We start from the raw sequence: 25,461 nt of genomic DNA, 5'->3' as shown, positions 1-25,461 counted from the left end.
CCCGCCCGTGCATCAGAATTTATACTGCACTTCGATGCCGTAGCTGCGCGGCGGGCTGAAAGTGCGGCTGAACAGTCCCGCGAACGGAGACAGGCTCAGCGCCTGCTGCGTGTTGAGCAGATTCTCGACGAACAGCTTGGCGCTGTAGCGGTCGTTCTCCACGCCGATGCGGGCGTCGATGAAGGTCTTGTCCTTGATCGGGAAGACTTCGTTGACGCGCAGGAACATGCCGCTCTGGTAGCGGTAATCGACGCGGCTCACGAAATCGAGCGTGTCGCTCACCGGTTCCTGCCACTGCATCGAGGCATTGGCCGTCCATTTCGGCGTGAACGGCGCGCGGGTCTTCGCCGCGTTCTGCACGATCGCGTCGGTATAGCCGATGCCGCCCGAGAAACGCAGCTTGTCGGTCGCCTGCAACGCCACGTCCGCCTCGAAGCCCATGATCTTGGTGCGCGGAATGTTGGTAGTGGTGCGGAACGGCGGCGTCGCGATCGTCTGCGTCACCTGCTGGTTCGAATAATCGATACGGAAGGCAGCGGCGTTGAAGGTCAGGATATTGTCGAAGAACTGGCTTTTCAGGCCGATCTCGTAATTCTTGGTCGCTTCGGACAGCGCCCGGTTGCCCGAATTGAAGAAGCCGAACCGGAACCCTTCGGAATAAGTCGCGTAGGTCATGATCTTCTTGGTCCAGGAATAGGCAAGCTGGACCTTGGGGGTGAAGGCGCTGTCCTTCGCCTTCAGCGTATCGACCAGATTGCCCGCGGGATCGGTCACCTTGATCGGCGTGTCGGTGCGCGGATCGGTGACGCGGGTGTTGCCGTAATTATCCTCGTCATAGCGGCCGGCCAGGGTCAGCTCCAGCCCGTCGGTGATGTCGTACGACGCCTGGGCATAGACGCCCCAGATCTTGTCGAGCTTGCGATCCCAGCGGTCGAGCAGATAGGTGCGCTTGACCGGCGATCCGGCAATGAGCTGCCCCGCGCCCAGATGCGTGTAGGACAGGCGCCGCGCCAGCTCCAACCCGACCACCCAGCGCAGCCGCTGGTCCGATTTGGAGGTCAGGCGCATGTCCGCACTATAGGTCTCGAAATTGTCGGTCAGGTCCTGGAACTCGTCGATCACCTGGCCGGGCGTCGCCGCGTCGCCATAGGTGGCGCCGCCGAACAAAGTGCGGTTGGCGGGCGCCGGGCCGCCTTCATAGTTCACCGTGCCGAACAGGCTCTGGTTGATGTCCTGATAGGCGAGCACGGTCGAGAAGGTCGCGAAATCGAGATCCGCCTCGGCGCGCATCGAGACATCGACCAACCGGCGCTCCTCACGACCCAGATAGCCCTTGCGACGCAACGGGCCGGGATTGGCGGCGGTGCGGAATTCGTCGACCAGCGCGGCATTGGCGATCTTGTCGACGGTGCCCGGCGCGGAGCCGTGCGAGTCGGTGATCGAGGCCCGCAGGTCGAAGCTGAGCTTGTCGCTGGGCGTGAACAACAGCCGCGCACGCCCGGTCTTCTGCTGGCGCGCATCGACCGCACCGGTGCCGTTGGCGGTCTTCACGATGCCGTCGGTGTCGTTGAAATAGCCGCTGACCGAATAGAACAGCGTATCGGCGACGATCGGGCCGGAAACCCCACCCGAAAGCTTGATGTCGTTGCCGCGCGCATAGCTCACCTGCACCCGGCCTTCGAAATCCTGGCTCGGCTTGCGCGTCACGATGTTGATCGCGCCGCCGATCGCGCCAGCGCCGTAGAGCGCGCCCTGCGGCCCCTTGAGCACTTCGATGCGCTCGACGTCGAGCAGAGTGCCCTGCTCCATCGCGTCGATCGAGGTCGCCTTCACCCCGTCGATCACGAAGGCGACGGGCGGCCAGCCCTGGCGGCCCGAGGTGATGCCACGGATGGTGATGTTGCTTTCGCCCGAACGGAAGCCTTTGCGCAGGATCACATTGGGCACCATGTCTGCAATGTCCTGGATCTGGTCGATGCCGGCGGCTGCAATGTCCTTCGCGCTGAAGGCGGCGATGGAATCGGGCACGTCCTGCAGGCTTTCGGCGCGCAGGCGCGCGGTGACGACGATATCGCCTTCGTCGGTCGCTGCTTCGGCCTTGGCCGGCGCCTCCTGTGCCATCGCGACGCCCGCCGCCAGCGGGCTCAGCATGGTCGCGGCCAACATGGTCGGAATCATCTTTTTGATCATCTTGAACTCCCCAATCAAGTTACTGTTTTCATTCACGGTTTTTACTTCACTGATCCGGTGCCAGCACGATCCCGCCGCGGCTTTCCCCGGCTTCGAGGATGCGATGCGCGTCGGCGGCGCGGGACAGCGGCAGGATGTCGGGATCGATCGGGCGCACGACGCCGCGATCGAACGCGTCGAACGTCTCGTCGACATAGGTGCGAAGCTGTTCGGGCGTGCGGATCTTGTGGAACAGGATCGGCCGGGTGACGCTGAGCGACCGGACGGCCAGGTCGGACGGCCGGAACGGCTCGACTGGGCCGGAGGATTGGCCGAAATTGACGAGCGTGCCGCTGTAATCGAGGCAGCGGAGCGATCCGGCGAAAGTATCGCGACCGACCGAGTCATAGACGGCGGCAACGCCCGCGCCATCGGTCAGCGCATCGACGCGCGCCACAAAATCCTCGGACCGGTAGAAGATGATCTCGTCGGCGCCACTGGCCCGCGCGATCTCCGCCTTCGCCTCGCTGCTGACGGTGCCGATCACCCGAGCGCCCAGCGCCTTGCACCATTGGCAGAGCAACTGGCTCACCCCGCCCGCCGCCGCATGGACCAGCACGGTCTGGCCGGCCTCGACCCGGTGGGAGTCCTTGACCAGCATCCGCACGGTGAAGGTCTTCATCAGCGATGCAGCCGCCTGCGCGTCGCCGATGCCGTCGGGCAGGCGAACCGCGAGATCGGCGCTCAGGATCCGTCGCGCGGCATAACCGCCATAGGCGCCGCTGATCCATGCGACCCGGTCGCCCACCGCCAGATGCGTGACGCCGAGGCCGACCGCCTCGACCACGCCCACCGCGTCCAGCCCCGGAATGCCGGGCAGCGCCAGCGTCCGGTACTGGCCGGTGCGGACATAGGTATCGTGGAAATTCACGTTGATCGCAGCATGCTGTAACAGAATCTCGCCCGGGCCCGGTTCGGCCAGTTCCACCTGTTCGAGCAGCAGCTCCTCGGGGCCACCATGGCGGCGCAGGACGATCGCGTCAGTCCGCATGGGCGGGGCTCCGGGCGGCGGCGGGCGCCAGCCCGTCCAGCGGCAGATCCTCTACCGCCACGAAATCCATGTCGAATCCGAAGGCGCGCGGTCCGAAGGTCGCCAGCGCCTCGGGCGTGCGCATGATCGGCGGCACGCCCACCGCCATCACCTTCACCCGCTGGCCGAAGCGCAGCGCCTCGGTGGTGATCGGCTCGCCGGTCTCGCGGTCGAGTATGGTGATCAGGTCGGGCACCATCGTCAGCGTCCGCCCCGCCTTTTCAGCGGTCAGGAACTCGTTCTGGAAGGTGATGCGGCAGGGTTCGTCATCGCCCTCGATCGGCACCAGGGTCACAGCACCACGCGCGAAGCCGCCCTGGGTCTCGCGCAGCACGTCGGAAACCTTGCCGTCATACAGGATGCGGGCATGGCGCGGCGGATTGGCCTGGGCGAAGAAATCGATCAGCGCGGTGAAGGGGCATTGCTTGCTCGCCCGCGCGGCGCTGATCGTCTGGCCGATGCGCAGCGACAGGGTCAGCGTGTTGGGCACCGCCGTCCGCTTCACGTCAGCGCCGCTCATCGGATAAAGCGCGATCTGCGCCATCGCGCCCAGATTGATGACCGCGCCGCGCGCCAGTCGCTCGGCGAGTATGTTGGACTCGGTCTCGATGCTCATCAGGTCGCCGCGCTCGCTCGCAAGGCTCAGCGGCGCGCTCTTGCAGCCATAGACGCTGAAGGTGACCATGTGCAGCTCGGGAAAGGCGCGCCCCATGCCGTCTGCATCGACCACGGGCAGCCCCATGCGCGCCGCCACCACCAGCGGCAGCGTGCCGTTGGCGCCGCCCGCCTCGATCGAGATGATCGCATCGGCCTTGCGCCCCAGCCGGTCCTCGACCGCGCGCACCGCCTGCTCGGCGGCGATCATGCACGGGATTTTCTCGATCATCACGGTCGGCGCGCCGATGCCCGCGGCGGTGATCACCAGCGCGTCGTCGGGCAGGTCCAGCGGATCGATGATGTCGGCGCGGCGCCCCTCGTCGAATTCCTGCTGAAGCATCAGCCGGCCGATATAAGGATCGCCGCCCCCGCCGGTGCCCAGGAAGGTTGCGCCGGTCGCATAATCGATCAGGTCTTCGCGGTTGAGTTCCATGGTCAGACCCCTTCGACTTCGGGCTGGAGTTGGGTGACGGTCGCCAGCTCGCCCACCGCCTTCACACGGACGCGCACCGCGCCGCTCGGCGCGTAGGAAAGCGGCAGTTCGTCGACCTCGATGATGGAAACGCTGTCGGCCTCGGCACCCGCATCGACGACGCGGCGCACCGCCTCGGCGCGCGCCTGTTCCAGCGCGGCGTCACGGCCGGTCTCGGCATAATGGAAGACGCGGTCGACCTCTCCGCCCACCTGGGCGATAGCGGCGCCGATCGCATTGGCCTCCGACGAGCGCTCGGGGATCAGCAATTCGCCGACGCCCTTCAGTTCGCGATCGATCAGCACGCTGCCGCCGCCCACCAGCACCACGGTCGTATCGTCGGCGGAAGTCTTCATGCGATCGATCGCCTGCTCCACCTTGCGGTGGATCTCGTCGACCGCCGCATCGACGAACGCTGCGTCCAGATGCGCCACGCGACCGCGATCGCCGATATCGGCGATGCCCGCGGCCACCGCGATATCGGTCGTCGTCAGCGTCTCGCCGCCGAACACCAGCGCCTCGCGCGGCAGGCGATAACCCACCGATTGCGGGCCGATCCGGCGCGGGTCCTGCGGGTCGACGCGCGTGCCGCCGCCCAGGCCGATCGCCAGGATATCGGGCATGCGGAAATTGGTGCGCACCCCGCCGATATCGACGGCGAGCGAGGATTCGCGCGGAAAACCGTTCACCAGCACGCCGACATCGGTGGTGGTGCCGCCGATATCGACGACGATCGCGTCCTTGCGGCCGGAGAGGTAAGCGGCGCCGCGCATCGAATTGGTCGGGCCGGACGCGAAGGTCAGCACCGGATAGCGCGCGACGAAGTCGGCGCTCATCAGCGTCCCGTCATTCTGGCTGATGAAGAAGGGCACGGTCACACCCAGGCTGCGCAGCGCCTCTCCGAAGGAATTGACGACGCGTTCGGACAGGTCGGCGAGCGACGCGTTCATGATCGCGGCATTCTCGCGCTCGATCAGCCCCATCCGGCCGAGCTCGCTCGACAGGGTGACGCGCGCGCCCGGAATCTCGCCCCGCACGATCTCCGCCGCGCGCTGCTCCATCGACGCATCGATCGGCGAGAAGACGCAGGAAATCGCGACGGCGGTGATCCCCGCCTTGCGGATCTCGCGCGCGGCGGCGGCGACCGCCGCCTCGTCCAAAGGCGCGATCAACTGGCCATCGAACTCGTAGCCGCCGCCGACCAGATAGATACGCTTGCCCACTGCCATCAGCAGGTCGCGCGGCCAGTCGATCAGCGGATTCAGGCTGCGCGCGGCGGGCAGGCAGATGCGGATCACCGCCACATCGTTCAGCCGCACGCGCTCGACAAAGGCGTTGGTGAACTGGGTGGTGCCGATCATCACCCCGTCGATCGCGTCGGGCGCGACGCGCGCGCTGCCCAGCAGCTTGCGGATCGATGCGACGACGCCCGACCCGACATCCTCGGTCGTCGGCGTCTTCAGCGATGCGACGACCGTGCGGCCGTCGAGCAAAGCCGCGTCCGTGTTCGTTCCACCAACATCCACCCCAATACGCATCGACAGGCATCCTCAGATCATGTGACGCCCTGATGATGCGGATGCGGCCGGTGACTTGAAAGCGAACCGGAGAGTGAGATGGGGTGGTTTTTCAGGTAGGATCGCGGCCGCCCGTTTTCCTACCCTGACGCTGAAACGGGCGGGAAAGCGTGCGGAAATGGCGGGTGGGCTTCAGTCACCGACCATCGCGGCGATCCAGTCGCCGATCTCCGCATCCGCCAAGGCCATGGCCATGTCGCCGATCACGATCTCGGCAGCGACCGGGCCGTCGGGCGTCGCACGGAAGCCGTTGAACAGCCAGATGCCGTGCTGTCGCGCAAAGGTGCGGTTGGCCGCCATCAGCGCGTCGGGCGTGCCGGGCAGCAGGATCTGGAAGGCATTGGCGTGCGGCACATCGGGCACCGTCGCGAAACCGCGCTCCGCCAGATACGCAGCGAGCGCACGCGCGCGCGCCACATAGCCCGCCATGCGCGACAGCCGCTGGTCGAGCCCGTCGAGCGCGGCCAGCGCATAGGGAAAGGCCGTGTGCAGATCGCCGCCCAGCCGCGTCTTCCAGGGCTTGAGCGCGTCCAGCAGCGCGCGATCGCCCGCCAGCGCCGCCCCGGCGAGTCCGCCCAACCCCTTGTAGAATGAGACATAGATGCTGTCGGCGAGCGCGGCGACCATGGCAGGCGCCACGCCATAGCCCGCCGCAGCCTCCCACAGTCGGGCGCCATCGACATGCAGGTGCACCCGCCGTGCCCGGCACCATGCAGACAGCGCCTCCAGTTCTTCGAAGGGCAGCAGCCGATAGGCGGCCTGGCGCAGCGGCAGTTCGACGACGCATATCGCCGGTTCCGCGTCGAGCGTTTCGAGATCGGCAACGCCATAGGGACCATCGCCGCCCAGCCGGATCGCCGGCGCCTCGATCAGGTGATCGACGGCATCGGCTTCGTCCACCGCCATATGGCCGAGTGCTGGAATGACGACGGCACCCTCGCGCCACCCGGTCAGCGTGCTCAGCAGCGCAAGCTGCGCAGTCACGCCCTTGATCATGAACAGCGCCGCCGGCTTGCCGAGCAGTGCCGCCGTCCGCACTTCGAGCTGCGCGACGGCACCGCCATTTCCGTAGAAATCGGCCGCCAGCGCCGCTTCCGGCCTGGCGGCCAGTGCGCGCAGCAGCGATTGCGGATCTGCCCGGCCATGGTGCGACAGCGTCCGTCCGCAACCGGCGCGCAGCAGCAGATCCTGGTCGTCCATCGTCAATCTCCGTGAATTCGGGCGCGGCCGGCCCGGCACCATCATCGCGTTTTTGCCTGTCATGGCGCAAGGGCGGGGATCGCCTCGCATACGGTTCCTACCCCGATTAGCCGGCCGTTCCACCCACCGCCGCTCGCTGCAAATGCGCGCCGCACGCGATAGGCTGGCGCCCTGCCCGGCACCGGCGAAGCCGGACGGCATGGCGGGCAAGCGTTGATGTCGGTTGCCCGCGCGCTACAGTGGGCAGCGGGAAAAACGCCCTTGGCCATATGGGAGGCAGGCGATCAGCAAGGTCGGCGATCTGGGCGGTGCATGGAACGGAACCTTGCTATTGAGCAAGCTCCGCCCGCCCCTGCTCAATGCCGATGCGGTGCCGCGCACTGCGCTGATCGCGCGGCTCGACCGGGGCCGGTCGCACCTACTCTCGCTGCTGCGCTCGCCGGCCGGTTTCGGCAAGACGACCTTGCTCGCACAATTCCACCAGCATCTGGAGACAGACAGCAGCGCCACGGCCTGGCTGGCCCTCGATGAGGACGATCGCGATCCCGAGCGGTTCATCGCCTATCTCACCGGTGCCGTCCTCCGCGCGGTCGCCGACACCGATCGATCGGTCTCGGAAACGCTGGCGACCCTGCTCAACGCCTTGTCGGCGGACGGACCGCCGGCCTTCGTTTTCCTCGACGATTATCACCTGGCGCAGACGCGGCAGAACGACCAGGTGATCGAATGGCTGCTCCGCCACCGGCCTCAGCGGCTGAAGCTGGTCGTCGCGATGCGGGGGCGACCCAGCTTTCCGGTGTCGCGGCTGCGCGCGGAGGGCAATCTGCTCGAATTCGACGAGGAGGATCTGCGTTTCCGGCTCGACGACGGCCGCCGCCTGTTCGGCGACGAACTCGATTCAGCCGGGATGGCGGCGATCTTCGAACGCACCGAGGGCTGGCCGGTGGCGCTCCAGCTTGCGCGGCTCTGGGCCAGCCGCCATGCGGGCACACCGTCGCCCTTCCCCGGCTTCACCGGCAGCGCGAGCGAGATGGCGGCCTATCTGGCGGAAGAGATCGTCGCTGGCCTGCCCGAGGCGAGCCGCGATCTGCTGCTCGCCACCGCGATCGTCCGAGAACTGCCGATCGACCTGGCCCGGCATCTCACCCAGGGTGAGGCGAGCAGCGCGATGCTGGCGGAACTGATCGCGCTCAACGTGCCGATCTTCGCGGTGCCCGGCCATGACGACCGGTTCCGCTATCACCCGATTTTCCGCGAATTCCTGGCAGCGCAGCTCGCCGTCTCGGATCGCCACGACAAGCGCACGCTGCATCGTCTCGCCAGCCAATGGTTCCTCGACCATGACCGGATCGTCGACGCGATCGAACATGCCGCCGCCGCGGGCGATCAGGATCGTGCGATCGAACTGGCAGCCAGCGTCAGCTGGGTGCGCCAGATCAGCCGGGGCCGTTCGGTCGACGTCCGCCGCGTCCTTGCCGCACTTCCCGAAGACCGCATCTCCCGCCATCCCAGGCTGGCGGCCACGCTGACCTTCCTCAAATATAAGGAAGGGAACAACAAGGCGGGATCGCTGATGTTCCAGGATCTGGAAGCGATGTTCCCGCGCGGCCCCGGCCGGGCGGCCGCATTCGGGCCGGGCGCGACGCAAGATCTCCAGCTACTCGACGCGCTGCACGCCGCCTATGTCGACGAAGGCATCTCGCCGGAAGCGATCCGCCCGCTGGAAACATTGCTCGTCGGCGCCGATCCCGCCGATTACGGCTTTCGCGGCACCCTCACCACGACGCTCGGGCTGCTCTATTTCCGCAACGGCCGGCTGCTCAATTCGCGCGCGACGTTCCTTGCCAGCATGGACGAGTTCGCCAGCGGCAATATCGGCTATGGCACGGTCTTCATTCCCATTCACCTCGCGATGATCGCGATCGTCCAGGCGCAGCTCGGCGAGGCACGGGGCTGGATCGCCAGCGGTTCGGAGAAGATCCGCGCGCATTTCTCGTTCGACCCGGCGCTGCACCACCAGCTCGATCTGATCGCTGCCGAACTCCACTATCTCTCGAACGATCTCGGCGCCGCGAAGCGCTGCCTGTCGGTCGCGATGACGGCGATCGAACAGACCGAGGGCTGGACCGAGCTCTATATCGCCGCCTATCGGACGATGGCGTCGATCGCGCTCGTGGAGGACGGCATCGGCGCGGCGCGCGCGGTGCTCGACGCGGGCGACGACGCTGCCCGGCGGCTCGGACTGCCGCGCCTGTCGTTCAATCTCGCCTCCAAGCGCGTGCAATTGCTGCTTGCCGCGGGCGACGTGGCGGCGGCGGCACAGGCGGCGGCGGATAGCGGCCTCGCCGATATCGCCGCCGGCCGCCATTATCCGGTGACGGGCTGGATCGAACGCGACGAGGCGACCGCCAGCCTGGCGCGGCTCGCCATCGCGCGCGACGATCCGGCACATGCGCTCGAACGGCTCGCCGAGCTGGAACGGCGGTCTCATGAAAGCGATGCCGGCCTCCGCCTCATCCAGTGCAGGATCCTCAAGGCGATCGCCTTCCGCAAGGCGGGCGAGCTCGACCTGGCGGTCTCGAGCATGCGCCAGGCCCTGACCGAAACGATGCGCGAAGGCCTTGTCCGCCCGTTCCTCGACGAGGGGCCGGCAGTCCGCGCGCTGCTCCGCGATACCGTCGCCCATATCGGCGTCGGCGCGATGACCGAGGCGCTCTATGCCTGGATCTCGCAATTGCTGATCGCCTTCGACGGCGGCGGCGCGGCCGACGGTGCCGCCGAAGCCATCTTCACACCCGCCGAACTCAGCGTGTTGCAGGAATTGCGTACAGGCGGATCGAACAAGGAGATCGCACGCCGGCTCTCCACCACCGACAACACGATCAAGTTCCACATGAAGAACATCTTCCGCAAACTGGGCGTCAACACCCGCCGCCTGGCGATCGAAGTCGCCACGCAGCGCGGACTGATCGCCGCCTGAGCGGCGGCACGCGCTTGACAAGCGGGCACCCGCCTGCCCGGATATCGCCATGTTCGGATGGAAACGCCAAAAGCCGCTGACGCTGGTGCCCTTTGCCCAGGCGATGCCGCGAACCTTCAACACATTGCTGTGCGACGGCGTGACGGCGCATGATCTTCCCGACTTCGCGGCATTGCTGGCGCTTCATGCCCGGCTGCAGCGGGAGCGTGCCGATCGCCGCGTCCTCGCCTCGCTCGATGATCTCGGCCAAGCCTGTTACACGTCAGGCCACGGCACCGACGCCAACGATCTCGACGATATCGAAGGGCATGATCTCTCCGGGCTGGACGCGGCGCTGTTCGAGGATGGCGAGCATCGCGGTTATCTCTCCACCCCAGCCGAATTCCCCATCCGCCTCGCCAATCTGTTGAAACGCGCCGGACCGGTCGCGCTTGGCGACGTCGCAGGTCTGCTCGACTGGGAAACCCCGGGCGACGCGAACGACCCGATCACCGTCAACAACGATCCCGACGCGGCGCTGCGCATCGCCGGGGAGCGCGAGGTGATCTTCCAGTTCGTCCCCGTCACGTCGGCGGCGGAGGCGATCGCGGCCTTTCCCAACGGCTATTTCGGATCCGATCTCGACCCGATGCAGAATCTCGTCCTCGCCCGGCATCTGGAGACGGAATACGGCCTGTCGCTATTCGGCATCGGATCGCGCTTTCTCGGCTTCCGCCGCGAACGGCCGCTGGACGAGGCGACGGCACAAGCGCTCGCGACCGGGATCGCCGCGCTCTACGCTGGCAGTCCGGCAGAGGCGGCCGACGCGCTCGCAAGACTGCTGACAGGCCGGGACTGGCTATTGCTGCGCTATACCGAAAGCTGAGCCGGGCGCGCGAAACGCCCGGCAGCCCTGCTGCCACACGCCACCGTCCGAAAATTCCGGGAAGCGATTGCATGGAACGCGGCGGCGCGCGAAAAGCGCGCCGTTGATAGGAGAGTCCCATGCGTAAAGCCCTTGCCCTGTTGCTGCTGCCCCTCGCCCCGCTGATCCAGGCAAGCGCGCCCGCACCGACATCGCCAATGCCTAGCCCGACCGCGCAGGCGGGCGTTCAGGACCAGGCCCTGCTCGAGTTCCTCGACCAGGCATTCGACGCGCAGATGGCGCTGAGCCCGGAGGCGCAGACGCGACTCGGCTTCAAGACCGATTATGACCGGCTGGACGATTATACCGACGCCGCGGCGGTACGCGCGCGCAACCTGACCGAGAAGCAGCTCAAGGAGATGCAGACGCGGTTCCGGTCCGACCAGCTGGGGGAAAGCGCGCGCGTCAGCTATCGCCTGTTCGAATATGAAGTGACGCGCGGCCGCGAATCCTTCCAGTTCCGCAAGCTGGCCTTTCCGGTTTCCACCACGGGCAGCCCGGCGGGCGACATTCCCGTGCTGCTGATCAACAATCACAAGGTCGACACCGTTGCCGACGCCCGCGCCTATATCGCGCGGCTGCGCGATACCGAGCGCGTGATGCGCGAAACGGCGGCGCTGATGCGCGAGCAGGCGGCGGCGGGGATCGTGCCCAACAAGGTCAATTTCGCGCCGGCCCGCGCCGATGCGCTGAAAGTGGTCACCGGCGCGCCGTTCGACAGCGGGCCGGATTCGACGCTGATGGCCGATTTCACCAAGAAAGTGGGCGCGCTGAACGCGCCGGCGGCGGACAAGGAAGCGTTGCTGAACGATGCGCGCACAGCACTGACCGGCCCCTTCCGGCGCGGCTATGACATACTGGTCGCCGCGATCGACGAGATCGAGCCCCAGTCCAAGGGCAATTTCGGGGCATGGAGCCTGCCCAATGGCGCGGCCTACTACGCCGATCGACTGAAGAGTTCGACCACGACCGCGCTGACCGCCGACCAGATCCATCAGCTGGGCCTTCGCCAGGTGGCGGCGATCCGGCAGGAAATGGAAGCGATCAAGACGGAAGTCGGCTTCAAGGGCACGCTGGAGCAATTCTTCGACCACGTCCGCACCGATCCCCAGTTCAAATATGCCAACACCGAAGCGGGCCGGGAGGAATATCTGCGCGACGCCCGCGGCGTGATCGCCTCGGTGATGGCGGCGGCGCCGCGTTATTTCCGCACCTTGCCCAAGGCGGCCTTGGAAGTGCGTGCAGTGGAGAAATGGCGCGAGGGAACGGCCTCGACCGCGTTCTACAACCAGCCCTCCGCCGACGGATCGCGGCCCGGAATCTATTATGTAAACCTGATCGACATGAACCAGACGCAGAAGATCCAGGTGGACGGCATCGCCGCACACGAAGGCGCGCCGGGGCATCATTTCCAGATCGCGCGACAGCAGGAACTGATCGGCATTCCCAAGTTCCGCAAGTTCGGCGGATACGGCGCCTATATGGAAGGCTGGGGACTCTATTCGGAGCGACTCGCGGGCGAAATGGGCGTCTATAAGGATCCCTATTCGCGGCTGGGCATGTTGTCGCTCCAGGTGTGGCGTGCGATCCGGCTGGTGCTGGACACGGGCATCCATTCCAAGCGCTGGACGCGCGAACAGGCGATCGCCTATTTCCGATCGAACAGCTCGGTATCGGACACCGATATCGCGCGCGAGGTCGATCGCTATTTCAACTGGCCGGGCCAGGCGACAAGCTACATGGTCGGCCAGCTCAGGATCGCCGAGCTGCGTGCCCGCGCCGAAAAGGCGCTGGGGTCGCGCTTCGACATCCGCGACTTCCACGAAGCCGTGCTGAGCCAGGGCGCACTGCCATTGGACGTGCTGGAGGAACAGGTGGATCGCTACATCGCGGACGCGCGGAAATGATCATGCGGTGACGGTGCACTTCGTTCCAAGCATGCTTACAAGGCTGTCAGGGTTTTGTGCATGCGGGTTCAGCGCATCGTCACCGGAGCCATGGCCGGGCCCGGAGGCAACTCCGTCCAGTGAGAAACTGCCTTAGACGCACATCCAGTCGAGCTCGGCATCGTCGAGCGCCTGCAACACCTCCTGGTCCGTCAGCATCACGCCCAGGCGCCGTCTGACATTGTCGGGCGTCCCTCGCTCGGGAAAGCCGTCATCAGCCTTTGCGGCCGCGATCAGCGCGTCCAGCCTTTCGTCTCGATCCTCTTGTTTCAACAGCCATGCCGCGAAGGGCAGCGGCGCCTCTCCATACCACTCCCGTCCGATCATATAGCCGAAGCCCTGGCGGGGTTTTCCTTGCACCCCTCTTGTCCGCATCTTCTGCGGTCAACGCGTCGATAATCGGTGCTCAAGCGCGATACTCCGCTTTCTATTTCCGAAAATCGTGAAAGCCCCCGAAGAACCTTACGTTCCTGGACGAACGATGAGGCCCATGTTCAATGCGATGGGTTGAGAAGCGTGCGTGTGTACAAGGCTTTGACGTCAGTGTTGCGGAGGATGCGTTGCCTACCTATCCATCGCGCATGACCTTCCCGAACATCCTGCATCCCCCATTTCTCATATCCGTCGAAGTCCTGGGGGACCGCGGCCTACGGATCGTGGCGGAAGAGCGGACCGGACGGGGCCCTGCACTGGAGGAACTTCCCGAACTCGGCCTCACATCTCGTGAAATCATTCGGCATTCGAGCGATGCCACATATGAAATCAGCTGGCCCGTCGTGGTGGGTTTCGTCACGCGGGGAGACCCGTTTCCAGCAGGGCCTTCGAGCACGGCGACAATCCGCGACCACGGGACTCAAAGCGCCTTTCTGGATTGGATAAAGGCCGAGTCCAACGCGGATCCCAACTATGTCGCGATCACGGCCGGCGAGGATGACTCCGACAGCGAACTGCGCCATTGGGTGATCAGTTGCAACGAAGCGCGGTTCGACGTCGCCGCCCTCGATCCGCCGCTCGTCAGGCACCTGGACTGAACGGCCGATCCAACAGCTCGACGTGCGGAGGATAGAGAAGAGGCGGCAGCGAAACCGTTACTTCCGCCCCTTCTCCTCATCCTTCTTCTCAACGGGCGGCGGCGCGATCGGGGCGATCTTGCAATTGCTCCCGCTCGCCAACCCACGCAGATAGCCGCGGCGGGCGATGCCGGCGGCGACGGCGGCCTGCAGGCGGCGCTCGGCGGGTGCGGCGCCGCTGATTTCACGGACGAGGCCGCGGAAAGGGATCAGCGAATTGACGATGGTCTTGCCGACGGCCTCCGCGATCTTTCCGGTGCGGTTCTCGTTCGCTTCGGTGCCGACGCCGAAATCCTCGCCCAGCACGGCGTCGAGTTCGCCCAGTTGCACGTTGATCGCGCGGCACCCGCGTGGCGGCGCTGTGTAAGGGTTTTGCACCGCTTTCTGCAGCACCTCCGGTATCTCGCCCTTCTTGATGCCGAGATCGCGCACCGGCTGGCTGGCGATGTCGCCGGCCTTGTCGAGATCGTCCCGCTTTTCCTGCGCCAACGCCGTGCCCGAAAGCAGCAAGGACAGAAGGACGCCACCCGCGATGATCTTCATATGCTTTTCCTTCCAGATGCTTAGTCCATGATATGCGAACTCGGCCCCGCCTGAAACGATTATAACGGATGGTTGAAGCATGCGCCTCAACAGGATCGAATTGGCGCGACAGGCAAAATGATGCGCCGATCTGTCCAAAACACGCTTCCTGCGGACGCGGACTCACGCCTATGGTCGACTCCATAAGAGCGCGCCCGTCCAGGCGCCGCAGAGCCGGAGGGAATAGAGGATGGATGAGGACCGGGCGTTTCAGGCGAAAGCGGGGATCGAGCGCAGGGCGTTCATGGGGACCGCCGCGGGCACGATGATCGCGGCGCTGGCGGGAAGCGGGATCGGCGGCGCGGCACTGGCGCAGGGCAAACCGACGAGAGCGCGCGGACGCGTGGACATCAGGCGGATGACGATCGTCAACAGCCTGGGCGATCTGGACGACAGCTATGGTCCGCGCCCACCCGAGCTGGAGCGGGACAGCCGGATGATGATCAGCCCGGGCGCGATCCAGGCGGGGCTGGCATCGGGCCTGACCGCGGTCAACATCACGCTGGACGCCGAGAGCTTCGAAAGCTGCACGACGGCGATCGGCCGCTACGACAATTTCGTCCGCAACAATGCCGCCACGCTGACGAAGATCTGGACGACCAGGGATATTCGCGACGCCAAGGCGCGCAACCGGATCGGCCTGATCTACGGCGTGCAGAACACGACGATGCTGGACGACAAGGCCGAGCGGGTCGACGTGTTCGCCGATCTGGGCCTGCGGATCGTGCAGCTGACCTATAACAGCCTGAACCGGGCGGGCGGCGGATCGATGGCACCGGGCAATCCGGGGCTCACCGATTTCGGCCGCGAGGTCGTCGGGCGGCTCAACAATCGCCGCGTCGTCGTCGACCTGTCGCACAGCGGCCAGCGCATCTGCCTGGACGCGGCGCGCTTTTCGAAACAGCCGATCGCCATCACCCATACCGGCTGCAAGGCAGTGGCGGATTCGCCGCGCAGCAAGACCGACGAGGAACTGCGCTTGGTCGCCGAGCGCGGCGGCTATGTCGGCATCTATTGGGTGATGTATCTGGCGCGCGCGAAAGGCCGGGAAGCCGATATCGACGACGTCGTCGCGCATATCGAACATGCGATCCAGGTGTGCGGCGAGGATCATGTCGGCATCGGCACCGATTACGGCGTGGCGCCGCTCAACCCCGACCGGGCGATCCAGGCCGCGCCCTGGGCAAAGATGGTGTCGGAACGCGCCAAGGCCGGCGTCGCGGCGCCGGGCGAATATCCCGACATATTGCCCTATGCGCGCGGGCTGACCGGACCCGGCCAGTTCCAGGCGCTGGCCGATCGGCTGGCATCGCGGGGCCATTCGATCCGGCGGATCGAGAAGATACTGGGCCAGAATTTCGTCCGCTATCTGGGCGACATCTGGGGCGCCTGAGCCGGCGCCCCTTCAGCCGGCCTTCATCCCGCGACGATCTCGCGCGGCGGATAGTCTTCGCCCGACGAGGGGCATTTGCCCTGTTTCATGATGCCAGCCTGGCCCGGCTCGAACCATTGCGACGACTGGAATTCCTCGTCATATCCCAGCCCGTCATAGATGCAGATTTCGGGCTTCGACCCGTCGGGCGCGATCGCCACGGCCCAATTATACCGATCCTCGGCGTGCGGGGCACCGCCCCAGACGAGGATACGGCCGCCCACCGTGACGATCGGAACGTTGACGCTGTCGTCAACGGTCCGGATGCCTTCGCGCATTGTCGCGTCCGGCATCGCTGCGGCGATCGCCGCCTTCACCGCCGGATGGTCGAGGAAGCGGTGGCCCTTTACCGCATCGAACGGATATTTGCCGACATAGACCGATAGGTCAGTCCTGGCGGCCGGTCCATGGCCTTGCGCCTGCGCCGCCATTCCGATCAGCACGATACCGGCCAAAATCCCTATCCGCACAGATAAACCCCCTTTGTCGGTCCTTGAACGAGGGTCATAACGCAGTTTCCGGCGCCCGGTTGCGTGCGTCCGGACACGGGATCAATCGGCAACGCGTTCCAGCGTCACCGGGCGGGTGCGGATCGCCGTCCGGCGCATGGCCGCCCTCCCGTCGAGGCGACGAAGGTCCTTGCTTCGTCGAGCTCGGGCCGTGCCCCATCACCATCGCAACTCACGTCCAACAGGGCGGTGAAGAAGCTGGCAGCCCGTTGGGCGTCACCCGCCGCACGGGCAGCCCTGGCGGCACCGTAGAGGCCGGCAAAGCGGTTTGGCGCGCGGCTCAGAGACCGTTCAAACTCCGCCAATGCTTCTGCTGGCTTGCCCTGTTCCAGCAGCAGTTCGGCGAGTTGCTCACGTGCCGGCAGGATCGATCCCGGCGTGACCGGATGTTTCTCGGTCGCATCGTCCAGATCCGCTACCGAACGCATCCGTTGCAATGCTTCCGTCCCCCTCTCCTCGGCCGCCTCGGCCCAGGCTGCCGCAATCTCGCGCTCGATCTGAACCTGGAGACCCCAGTCATAATTCCCGCCGGCGCCAACCAGGGCCTGGCGGACGGTATCCAGCATAGCGATCTCGCTATGTGCGAGTCCGACATTGCCACTGCGTGCGGCGCCGACGGCTCGCGCGAAATGGACATGTGCCTCCGCCCAGCGGAATTGCGACCAGGGGACGGCACGAAGCGCCTTCGGAGGGAGCACCAAGCCAGCCGCCCGGCTCCATTGCCGGCGCTCGAGCAGCAGACGGGCCGGAATGGCGGAGAAGGCATAGGCAACCTTGAAATTGGCCGGGTCGACCCGTTCGATCGCGTTCAGATCGTCGAGCACCCGGTCCGCCTTCGAATCCTGCGCCATCTGGAGATAGGCATAGGCCAGATAATCCATGGCATGGAGCCGTTCATCCCAGGATCCCGGCAATCCATGTCGCTTGGCATAGGCCTGGGCAGAGGCCTCTGCCGCCAGATTCGAACGGACCGCTTCCGCCCACAAGCCCAGGCGGATGAAGATATGTGACGGCATATGCCGGGCATGCGCGGACGCTGGTGCGATGCCGGCGTAACGGCGGGCGGCGGGAAGCGCGAGATGCGCGAGCGGCGGATAATCGTAGCTGTGGATCAGATAATGCGCGACGCCCGGATGGTCGGGCTGGACAGCGAGCACCGCGTCCAGGATCGCCGCCGCCTTCTTTTCCCGGGCAAAGCTCTCATCAGCATCGATCATGCCGGCGGCGATGAGCGACAGCGCGTAGAAGACGGCGGCTTCGCGGTCCGACGGGTCGAGCCGATAGAGCCGTTCCATCGCATCGGCATAAGCGAATGTCCGCTCCCGATGCCCCACATGATCGGTGTCCGCGTAAAACGCCGCGAGCGCCGAAATAAATGCGCGCTCACGCGGCGAGCGTCCGCCAATGGCCTGGGCCCGCGCAATGGCGATCCGCCCCTTCTCCAGTTCGGACGGTGTCGGGGGCGCCCATAAGGGATGGTATTGGCTCATCGCCATCCCCCAATGGCTCATCGCGCAGTGCGGGTCGGCCTCGGCCGAGCGAAGGAACGCCCGTTCCGCCTCCTCATATTCGAAGGAATGAAGCCAGGCCACCGCGCGATTGAAATGCGGCTTCGCCGCCGCGGCACATGAAATCAGAAAATCCACCGTCCCGAGCTGCTCCGGAGGTTCATGCTGATGCGGTGCAGGCGCCTGCCCGAGAGCCGGCGAAGCGAACGACAAGACCGCGGCGCATGCAACCAGCACAGACTTGTCGACCATCAGCGTCCTCCATCTCAGCTTGGTCGCTTTCCGGGATCAGCGGGCTTCGAGCACCATATTGAATGGCCCCTCGGTCGCGCGGCGGACGGTCCCGAAACCGCCATCCTTGATGATCCGGGTCAGCCGCGCTTCTCCGGCCTGCGCGCCCAATCCCGCGCCGACTTCCTGGTCGAGCGATGTCGGCACGCAGATCATCGTCGACGCATTATAATAGAGCCGCCCGACCGGATTCATATTGTCGGCGGGCCCGTCCCCGGCGATCGGTTCGACGATCATCCAGATTCCGTCCGCTGCCAGAATGCGGCGCATATGCGCCGCGCAGCCAAGCGGGTCTCCCATGTCGTGCAGGCAATCGTACATCGTGACAAGATCGAAACCGTCCTCGGCGATCTCCTTCGCCTTTGCCACCTCGAAGCGCACACGATCGCCAAGGCCGTGGTCTTCGGCATGGCGCCGCGCCTCCTCGATCGAAGGCTGGTGGAAATCGAAACCGACGAAATGGCTGTCGGGATATGCCTGCGCCATCAGCAGCGTCGAGAACCCCACGCCGCAGCCGACATCGGCGACCCGGGCACCGGAGCGAAGCCGCGCCTCCATGCCGTCAAGCGCCGGGATCCATGCCTGGACGATGTTGTTGACATAGCCCGGCCGGAAAAAGGCCCCGGTGGCACAGAACAGGCAGCCGGCATGATCGCCCCAGCGTATGCCCTTGCCGTGCCGGAAACATTCCTCGACCTTTGCCTCCGCCTCGATCATCGCCGCGACGAGTTCGAATGCGCCGGCCAGGAAGACCGGGCTGTCCCGGTTGGTGAATACCATCGCCTGTTCGGGCGACAGGCTGAACATGTCCCGACCGGCATCGAAATCGATATAGCCGTTCGCGGCCTGGGCGAGCGCCCATTCGCGTACATATCGCTCGTGAAGGCCACCGGCCCTTTGCGCGAGTTCGCCCGCCGTCGCGGGTGCCTCGCTCAACGCGTCGAACAGTCCAAGCCGCATGCCGAGCCGAACGGTCGGGACGCTCATCGCGCCGCCAAGGTCGCCCAGCATCTTTCCCACAAAGGCATGCAGCCTTGCTTCGTCCAAGATCGGTGACATCGTCCTGCTCCCTTGCTTGTGATCGCGTCGACTCTCCAGACTGGCTCGGTATCGGCCTCAATATATCACCATCGGGGGGACAGGGCGACCGGACAGCCATGGCGCGGCGGCCATGGCTGTTCGGGGATCGCGTGATCCGAGTCTGTTTGAGAAAGCCGGTACCAGCCCGCTCCCCCGCCCAACCACCCGACAGGATCATACTGTATCGGGTGGTTGGGCGGGGGAGCGGGCTGGTACCGTCACTGGAAAGCGCTCTTCCGCGCTTTCTCAAACGAGCTCTCAGAAATCATAGGCGGCGGTGAGCCCGAAGGTGCGGGGCTGGACGACCAGCTTGTAGAAGGGGCTGGTGGTGAACGCCCGGCTGCCCAGCGGTCCGGAGAAGAGCGCGCCGCGCGAATTGCCGATATTGGTGACGAAGGCGGTGAGCGACTTGTGGTCGTCGCGCACGCCGACGCGCACGTCGCCCACGGTGTAGGCGGGCAGCCTCATGCGGAGCTCGGCCGCGCTATTGGGGAATTCGACGCGGCGGCTGCTGACATGGCTGACCGATCCACCCAGGAACGCGTCGAGCCCGCCCGCGATCGGAAAGCTCTGTTCCGCCGACAAGGTCGCACTGAACTTGGGCACATTGGGCAGCACATCGCCCTTTTTGCCGAACGATCCCGCCGCCGGCAGGTCTGCCGTCAGCTTCGCCTCGTTGATCGAGGCATTGCCGGAGATCGACAGGCCCTGCGCCGGGCGCAGCTCGAACGAGCCCTCGATCCCCTTGCTCACCGCGGCGCTGGCATTCTTGAGAAAGAGAAATCCGGTATTCTGGTCGTGGAAAGCAAGCTGGATATTCTTCCAGTCGAGCTTGTAGGCGGCGAGATCGAAGGTGAGCATCCGGCCGAACGCCGATCCCTTGATGCCGATTTCGTAATTGATCGTCCGGTCCGCCTTGTACGCGCGCGGCGTGCTGGCGTCGAAATCGCCCGCATTGGGCCCGCCGGGGCGATAGCCGCTGGAGACACGGGCATAGGCCAATATGTCGGGCGTCACCTTGAAACTGGGGCTGATCACATAGGTGAAGGCGTTGTCGCTCGACGTCTCGCGGAAATCGGTGGTCGGCCCGAACAGGAACTGGATCGGTTCGGGGATCGCGATCAGGCTGTGATAGCGCTGGCGGTTGCCGCTGTAGCGCGCACCGAGCTGGAGATCGAAGCGCGGCGCGATATGCACCGTCACGTCGCCGAACGCGGCCAGCTCGCGATAATGGAATTCGTCGACTTCATCGAACAGCACGCCGGCATAGGCGCCGGTCGTCACGTCCGCGCCATAGGCGATGAAATAGTCGGTCGATTTCTCCTTGGTGAAGAAACCGCCGACCAGCCAATCGAGCAACGGGCCCGACGCGGACAGGCGCAGTTCCTGCGAGATCTTGCTGGTGCGGAAGCCATAGGGCATCGCGGCGCCGGTGACGGGATAGACGAGCGCGGCATAGGGGCCATAGGATGCGCTGGGGTCGGCGATCGTCTTGTAATCGTTGATCGAATAGCCGGTGACCGCGCCGAGATCGACGCCGCCGCCCAGATCGACGGTCAGGTTGGCGCTGTAGAATTGGGTGCGGTTGGAATAGGAACCGGTGCCGACCTGCCATTTATGCGCCAGGTCACCCACCGTTTCGCGCAACTGGCTGTCGGTATCGATCTGGTTCGAACCGTCGCCGCTGATCTTCTGGTAAAGCGCACCGAGCTTGAGCGTCGCGCCGGGCGCGATGTTCCACAGCAGCGACAGCCGTCCGCCATAGACATTGGCGCGGTCGACATCCTTGCGCCCCTGTGCGGGATCGTCGACATAGCCGCCGTCGCGGCGATAGAAGCCGCTGGCGCGCAGCGCGAGCCTATCCTCCACCAGCGGCACGTTCACCGAGCCGCGGATGCCGCCGCCGATGCCGCCATCCTCGATTGCGCTCAGATCCGCCTGCACCCGGCCGCTGAACCGCGTCGTCGAGGGATCCCGGGTGACGTATTTGAGCAGGCCACCCAGACTGCTGGCGCCGTAGAGCGTGCCCTGGGGACCGCGCAGCACCTCGATACGCTGAAGATCGCTGGGATCGAGATTGGGGAAGAAACGGCTGCCGAAACCGAGGATCGAGACCGAACCATAGGGCACGTCGTCGATCGTGATGCCCACCGTCGGACTGGTCGAAACGCCGGTGGTGACACCGCGGATCGACAGATTGTAGCGGCCATTGGCCAGCGGGCTGAGCGACAGGCCCGGAATCGCGCGGAAATAATCCTCGATCCTGGTCTGGTTCTTGTCGATCAGGTCGTTTGCCGACAGCGCCGTCACCGCCATCGGCACATCCTGCAGCCGCTGCTCGCGCTTCTGCGCGGTCACCACGATATCCGCGACCTGACCGTCGCCGGTGGCCGTTTCCTGCGCCACCGCGCCGCTCGCGAGACAGGCCATGGCGCTCGCACCCGCAAGCAGATTCAACCGCAATCCGTTCATCCTGTTTCCCCCTGATTATGATCAAGCGCTTTTCCGCACTTGTGCACACATTATGTATTATCTATGTATTCAGTCAAGCTGCGCGCAAAAGAGGTGATGATCGGCGGAAAACGGCGCTTGTCGGTGGCCCGGCGGGCGCTGATACTCAGGCAAGGGGATGATGATGATGAGGATGGGCGACGGCATGGCGGTTCGGAAATGGCGGGTGCTGATCCCGGTGCTGGCAGCCACGATCGGCATGACGCCGTCGGCCGCGCTCACCGCCGATCCGGCGCCGGCATCGCCGGTCGCGACCGCCGGCACCCCCTATGTGATGCCGCGATCCGAAGTGCGGACGATGCGCTCGGCGGCGGGCGCCGACTATCTGATCTATATCGCCTGGCCCAAGGACCCCCCGCCCCCCGGCGGCTATCCGATCCTCTATCTGCTCGACGGCACCGAAAGCTTCGGGATCGCCGCCGAGTTCGAGAATCGGCTGGGCGCCTATTCGGGGATGGCGCCGGGCATCGTCGTCGGCATCGGCTATCCCGGAGACTCGCGCCGCCAGCTCGATTACACCCCGACGGTGCCCGAGGGCACGGAGATGCTGCGCCCGATGACGGCGAAGGGCGGCGCGGAGGCGTTTCTCGACTTCGTCGCCGACACGGTGATCCCCGGCGTCGAGGCCGGCAAACCCGTCGATGCCGATCGCCGCACGATCGCGGGCTACAGCCTGGGCGGGCTGTTCACATTACAGGCGCTGTTCCGGCGGCCCGAGCTGTTCCGCACCTATGTCTCGTCCAGCCCCTCGATCTGGTATGGCGAGAAGCAGGTGCTGAAGCTGCTGCCGGGACTTGCCGACCGGCTGCGCAAGGCGAAGACCGGGCGCCGGCTGTTCCTGAGCGCGGGCGAATATGAGCAATCCCCGCCGCCGGGCAAGGAACGGGATCCGTCATGGCTGAACATCGCCGATCTCAGTATCCGCGCGCGCATGGTCGACAATGCACGCGAACTGGCGGAACGGCTGGGCAAGGAACCGCTTCAGGTCTCCTACCGTGTCGTTCCGGGCGAAACCCATGCCACCGGCGACTGGCCCGCGCTGCGCGACGCACTGCAGCACGCCTTTGCCGACACGCCCTGACGCGGGCGGCAGGAAGCCCCTGCCCCCGCGCCCGATCGCCCGCAATCGTCAGAATGCGTACTTCAGCGTCACCCGCGCGTTTCTCGGCTCGCCATAGACGAAGCCGGGAAACCAGACATTGCCGCTGAAAAAGTGCTGATCGAAGAGATTGTCGACATTGAGCTGCAGCGACACCTGCTCGCTCAGTTCATAACGCGCCATGATATTGGCGATGGCATAGGCGGGCTGGCCGATCGGCTGCACGACCCCGGTGCCGGGATTTTCCGCCGTGACCGGCGGCCGGCTTTCCCATTTGACCGCGCCGCCCAGGCTGAGGCCGTCGAGCGTGCCGGTGAACGCATATTTGGTCGCGAAATTGAACACGCGGCGCGGCTGGTGCGCGAGCACGTGCACGCCATCGGCATCCTTCGCGCTATAGCTGCTCCACCCGGCGCTGACGTCCCATTGCGGCGTGATCTTTCCGACGACTTCCAGCTCATAACCTTTGGAGACGGTTCCCTTCGCACCGCGATAGGCCGGATTGGGGGTACCGGGCACAAGCTGGCCCGGATCGGGAACCGCGAGATTATCCTGTTCGATGCGGTAGATTGCGGCGGTCGCCAGCAACTTGCCGTCGAGCAGCAGCGCCTTCACTCCCGCTTCGTAGCTTTTGCCTTCCAGCGGATCGAGCAGGCGGCCTTCGCGGTCGCGGTAATTGCCCTGCGGCTTGAAGATGTTGGTGTAGCTCGCATAGGCGGACAGAGTGTCGGTGATATTATAGACCAGCCCGGCATAGGGCGTGATCTGGTTCTTGTATTTCAGCCTGTAGTCGAGGGCTCCGCCGCTGGTCAGTTCGTTGCGCTTGAAATAGCTCAGCCGCCCGCCGCCGATGAACTTCAGCCCGTCGAACAGGCTGATCCGCGTCGTGGCGTAAAGTGCCGCCTGGGTGGTATTGCCCATGCTCATCACATAGCGGCCAGCCCATTCCGGTTCGGCGAGCTGGCCGTCCCAGCGATTGAAATCGGCGATCGGGTCGATCGAAACGGGATCGCGATTGCTCCAGCCGTCCTCGAGGTAGCTCGCCATCGCGCCAAGGGCCAGATCATGCTCGCCGCCGAGCAGCGAGAAGGAACCATTGGCCTGGATGCTGCCATGCCATTGTTCGGGATCGGCATTATACCAATAGCCGGAGGTGCCGACGCCGGCGCCCGTCACCCGATCGGGTATGCCGTCGAGCCACAACAGCTTCGAATTCTCCAGGCCCTTGTGATAGCCGATATCGCCGCGAATATGCCAGTTTCCGCCCAGTTCGTGCGACAGCGTGGCAAAGGCCGAAATCTCGGTGGTGTTCCATAGCCCCCAGTCGGTGCCCGTGGTCCTGGAGCGCGGCCAGTTGGTCCGCGTGCCGTCGCTGAACCAATAGGGAAGCTGCGCCCACATCACGCCGTCGCGCTCGTCGCGCTGATAGCTGGCGCCGACCGACAGCTTCGTGCGATCATCCAGATCGGCGTCGATCACGCCGTAGAGGAGAAGGCCCTTCTTCTTCTCCAGATCGACGAAACCATCCTGCCGATAGGCCTGGGCGACGGCGCGGGCGCGTACCGTACCGGCCGCATTGAGCGGCGACTGGACATCGACAGTCGCAGCGATGCGGTTCCAGGACCCGCCATCGAGGCTGACATAGCCGGCGAATTCGCGCGCATCGGCATGTTTGCGGATCAGATTCACCACCGCCGAGGGATCGCCCGCGCCCTGCATGAGGCCCGCGGCGCCGCGCACCAGATCGACGCGTTCATATTGGGCGGTGCTCGTTTCGCCGAAGCCGACATTGCCGTTGACGAAGGGCGCACCGTCGAGCTGGAAATTCTGAACCTCGAAGCCGCGCGCGGAAATCGCGCTGCGCCCGCGATCGACGTCCTTCTTGGAAATGCCCACGGCGAAATCGAGCGCGTCGTTGATCGACGTCATCGCCTGATCGTCGATCTGCTGCCGGGTGATGACGCTGATCGTCTGCGGCGTTTCGATAGGCGTGAGGGGAAGCCCCGTCGCCGCGGTGGGCTGGTTCGTTCGGCCATAGCCCGTCACGACGATGGTCTCGTCGGTTTCGTCGTCGGTCGCCGCCTCCGGCTGCTGCGTCTGCTGTGCGTGAAGCTGTGCCGGCGCGAACAACCATGCCGAGCCCGTCAGCAGCAAACGCATTGAACGACGCATCATTTTCCCCTTTTCGACCACAACGAACCGTTGACGGCGGCGATGATTCACCTTTTCGAGGCGCGTGTCGCTAATGCGATTTACTCGCAGTTGCAAGAGATGGATCGGCTGATGTGCGCATATCCGGACCGGAACCGACCTCTAACCATGATCGCACATCACCGCTCTGGAACGCCGGTTCCGCTTGAGGCGTTCTTCAGCTGCACATCATG

Annotated in this window: 18 protein-coding genes; 6 read left to right on the top strand and 12 right to left on the bottom strand. The window is 65.4% G+C overall.

Features of this window, described 5'->3' with window-relative positions:
- Window positions 1–12 precede the first annotated feature (12 nt).
- From AC3WN8_RS10245 to AC3WN8_RS10225, 5 genes are all read right to left on the bottom strand, one after another.
- Window positions 13–2,190, bottom strand: a complete 2,178-nt coding sequence (locus AC3WN8_RS10245; protein WP_492669307.1) for a TonB-dependent receptor — start codon at window positions 2,188–2,190, stop codon at window positions 13–15.
- Window positions 2,191–2,236: 46 nt separating this feature from the next.
- Complete coding sequence (locus AC3WN8_RS10240) at window positions 2,237–3,220, bottom strand: quinone oxidoreductase family protein (protein WP_492669306.1); 984 nt, start codon at window positions 3,218–3,220, stop codon at window positions 2,237–2,239.
- A complete protein-coding gene (locus tag AC3WN8_RS10235; protein ID WP_492669305.1) occupies window positions 3,210–4,349 on the bottom strand; it encodes an S-methyl thiohydantoin desulfurase family protein in 1,140 nt (379 codons plus the stop codon). The genes AC3WN8_RS10240 and AC3WN8_RS10235 overlap by 11 nt, the downstream gene beginning before the upstream one ends.
- 2 nt (window positions 4,350–4,351) lie before the next feature.
- On the bottom strand, window positions 4,352–5,926 hold the full coding sequence (locus AC3WN8_RS10230; RefSeq protein WP_492669304.1) for a hydantoinase/oxoprolinase N-terminal domain-containing protein: 1,575 nt from the start codon (window positions 5,924–5,926) through the stop codon (window positions 4,352–4,354).
- A gap of 171 nt (window positions 5,927–6,097) precedes the next feature.
- Window positions 6,098–7,165, bottom strand: coding sequence for a threonine aldolase family protein (locus tag AC3WN8_RS10225; RefSeq protein ID WP_492669303.1), 1,068 nt, complete (start codon window positions 7,163–7,165; stop codon window positions 6,098–6,100).
- Between the two features lie 331 nt (window positions 7,166–7,496).
- Between AC3WN8_RS10225 and AC3WN8_RS10220 the strand changes: the two genes are divergently transcribed.
- The 3 genes from AC3WN8_RS10220 to AC3WN8_RS10210 all read left to right on the top strand — a co-directional run bounded on the left by AC3WN8_RS10220 (window position 7,497) and on the right by AC3WN8_RS10210 (window position 12,956).
- Entirely contained in the window at window positions 7,497–10,145 is a 2,649-nt protein-coding gene (locus AC3WN8_RS10220; protein ID WP_492669302.1) for a winged helix-turn-helix domain-containing protein, read from the top strand.
- Window positions 10,146–10,194: 49 nt separating this feature from the next.
- A complete protein-coding gene (locus tag AC3WN8_RS10215) occupies window positions 10,195–11,010 on the top strand; it encodes a hypothetical protein (RefSeq protein ID WP_492669301.1) in 816 nt (271 codons plus the stop codon).
- Between the two features lie 119 nt (window positions 11,011–11,129).
- Complete coding sequence (locus tag AC3WN8_RS10210) at window positions 11,130–12,956, top strand: DUF885 domain-containing protein (protein WP_492669300.1); 1,827 nt, start codon at window positions 11,130–11,132, stop codon at window positions 12,954–12,956.
- Between the two features lie 132 nt (window positions 12,957–13,088).
- On the opposite strand, the gene AC3WN8_RS10205 is transcribed toward AC3WN8_RS10210, so the two are convergent.
- A complete protein-coding gene (locus AC3WN8_RS10205) occupies window positions 13,089–13,355 on the bottom strand; it encodes a hypothetical protein (RefSeq protein WP_492669299.1) in 267 nt (88 codons plus the stop codon).
- 137 nt (window positions 13,356–13,492) lie between these two features.
- Here AC3WN8_RS10205 and AC3WN8_RS10200 point away from each other — a divergent pair, with 137 nt between their 5' ends.
- Window positions 13,493–14,026, top strand: coding sequence for a hypothetical protein (locus tag AC3WN8_RS10200; protein ID WP_492669298.1), 534 nt, complete (start codon window positions 13,493–13,495; stop codon window positions 14,024–14,026).
- Between the two features lie 57 nt (window positions 14,027–14,083).
- Here the strand turns inward: AC3WN8_RS10200 and AC3WN8_RS10195 are convergent, their stop codons facing one another.
- Window positions 14,084–14,608 carry a hypothetical protein gene (locus AC3WN8_RS10195; protein WP_492669297.1) on the bottom strand — a complete coding sequence of 175 codons (525 nt, stop codon included), beginning with the start codon at window positions 14,606–14,608 and terminating at the stop codon, window positions 14,084–14,086.
- A gap of 229 nt (window positions 14,609–14,837) precedes the next feature.
- On the opposite strand from AC3WN8_RS10195, the gene AC3WN8_RS10190 reads away from it, so the two are divergent.
- A complete protein-coding gene (locus tag AC3WN8_RS10190) occupies window positions 14,838–16,040 on the top strand; it encodes a dipeptidase (protein ID WP_492669296.1) in 1,203 nt (400 codons plus the stop codon).
- 23 nt (window positions 16,041–16,063) lie between these two features.
- On the opposite strand, the gene AC3WN8_RS10185 is transcribed toward AC3WN8_RS10190, so the two are convergent.
- From AC3WN8_RS10185 to AC3WN8_RS10170, 4 genes are all read right to left on the bottom strand, one after another.
- Window positions 16,064–16,534, bottom strand: coding sequence for a hypothetical protein (locus AC3WN8_RS10185; RefSeq protein WP_492669295.1), 471 nt, complete (start codon window positions 16,532–16,534; stop codon window positions 16,064–16,066).
- A gap of 119 nt (window positions 16,535–16,653) precedes the next feature.
- Complete coding sequence (locus AC3WN8_RS10180) at window positions 16,654–18,348, bottom strand: hypothetical protein (protein WP_492669294.1); 1,695 nt, start codon at window positions 18,346–18,348, stop codon at window positions 16,654–16,656.
- 36 nt (window positions 18,349–18,384) lie between these two features.
- A complete protein-coding gene (locus AC3WN8_RS10175) occupies window positions 18,385–19,446 on the bottom strand; it encodes a class I SAM-dependent methyltransferase (protein ID WP_492669293.1) in 1,062 nt (353 codons plus the stop codon).
- A 279-nt stretch (window positions 19,447–19,725) separates the two neighbouring features.
- Entirely contained in the window at window positions 19,726–21,939 is a 2,214-nt protein-coding gene (locus AC3WN8_RS10170) for a TonB-dependent receptor (RefSeq protein ID WP_492669292.1), read from the bottom strand.
- A gap of 163 nt (window positions 21,940–22,102) precedes the next feature.
- Between AC3WN8_RS10170 and AC3WN8_RS10165 the strand changes: the two genes are divergently transcribed.
- Window positions 22,103–23,059 (top strand): alpha/beta hydrolase, encoded by a 957-nt coding sequence (locus tag AC3WN8_RS10165; RefSeq protein WP_492669291.1) that lies wholly within the window; start codon window positions 22,103–22,105, stop codon window positions 23,057–23,059.
- A gap of 48 nt (window positions 23,060–23,107) precedes the next feature.
- Here the strand turns inward: AC3WN8_RS10165 and AC3WN8_RS10160 are convergent, their stop codons facing one another.
- Window positions 23,108–25,249, bottom strand: coding sequence for a TonB-dependent siderophore receptor (locus AC3WN8_RS10160; protein ID WP_492669290.1), 2,142 nt, complete (start codon window positions 25,247–25,249; stop codon window positions 23,108–23,110).
- Window positions 25,250–25,461: the final 212 nt, after the last annotated feature.

It is taken from the genome of Sphingobium sp. FW305-3-2-15-F-TSA7, from assembly GCF_058787155.1.
The sequence above is the reverse complement of the archived record's forward strand: the minus strand, read 5'-3'. Positions and strand labels throughout refer to the sequence as shown.

Bases quoted from the DNA above. Each gene is read 5' to 3' on its own strand.
- AC3WN8_RS10165 (WP_492669291.1), top strand. From the start codon at position 22,103: ATGATGAGGATGGGCGACGGCATGGCGGTTCGGAAATGGCGGGTGCTG.
- AC3WN8_RS10180 (WP_492669294.1), bottom strand. From the start codon at position 18,348: ATGGTCGACAAGTCTGTGCTGGTTGCATGCGCCGCGGTCTTGTCGTTC.
- AC3WN8_RS10200 (WP_492669298.1), top strand. From the start codon at position 13,493: ATGCGATGGGTTGAGAAGCGTGCGTGTGTACAAGGCTTTGACGTCAGT.
- AC3WN8_RS10230 (WP_492669304.1), bottom strand. From the start codon at position 5,926: ATGCGTATTGGGGTGGATGTTGGTGGAACGAACACGGACGCGGCTTTG.
- AC3WN8_RS10215 (WP_492669301.1), top strand. From the start codon at position 10,195: ATGTTCGGATGGAAACGCCAAAAGCCGCTGACGCTGGTGCCCTTTGCC.
- AC3WN8_RS10190 (WP_492669296.1), top strand. From the start codon at position 14,838: ATGGATGAGGACCGGGCGTTTCAGGCGAAAGCGGGGATCGAGCGCAGG.
- AC3WN8_RS10175 (WP_492669293.1), bottom strand. From the start codon at position 19,446: ATGTCACCGATCTTGGACGAAGCAAGGCTGCATGCCTTTGTGGGAAAG.
- AC3WN8_RS10170 (WP_492669292.1), bottom strand. From the start codon at position 21,939: ATGAACGGATTGCGGTTGAATCTGCTTGCGGGTGCGAGCGCCATGGCC.
- AC3WN8_RS10195 (WP_492669297.1), bottom strand. From the start codon at position 14,608: ATGAAGATCATCGCGGGTGGCGTCCTTCTGTCCTTGCTGCTTTCGGGC.
- AC3WN8_RS10235 (WP_492669305.1), bottom strand. From the start codon at position 4,349: ATGGAACTCAACCGCGAAGACCTGATCGATTATGCGACCGGCGCAACC.
- AC3WN8_RS10160 (WP_492669290.1), bottom strand. From the start codon at position 25,249: ATGCGTCGTTCAATGCGTTTGCTGCTGACGGGCTCGGCATGGTTGTTC.
- AC3WN8_RS10240 (WP_492669306.1), bottom strand. From the start codon at position 3,220: ATGCGGACTGACGCGATCGTCCTGCGCCGCCATGGTGGCCCCGAGGAG.
- AC3WN8_RS10245 (WP_492669307.1), bottom strand. From the start codon at position 2,190: ATGATCAAAAAGATGATTCCGACCATGTTGGCCGCGACCATGCTGAGC.
- AC3WN8_RS10225 (WP_492669303.1), bottom strand. From the start codon at position 7,165: ATGGACGACCAGGATCTGCTGCTGCGCGCCGGTTGCGGACGGACGCTG.
- AC3WN8_RS10210 (WP_492669300.1), top strand. From the start codon at position 11,130: ATGCGTAAAGCCCTTGCCCTGTTGCTGCTGCCCCTCGCCCCGCTGATC.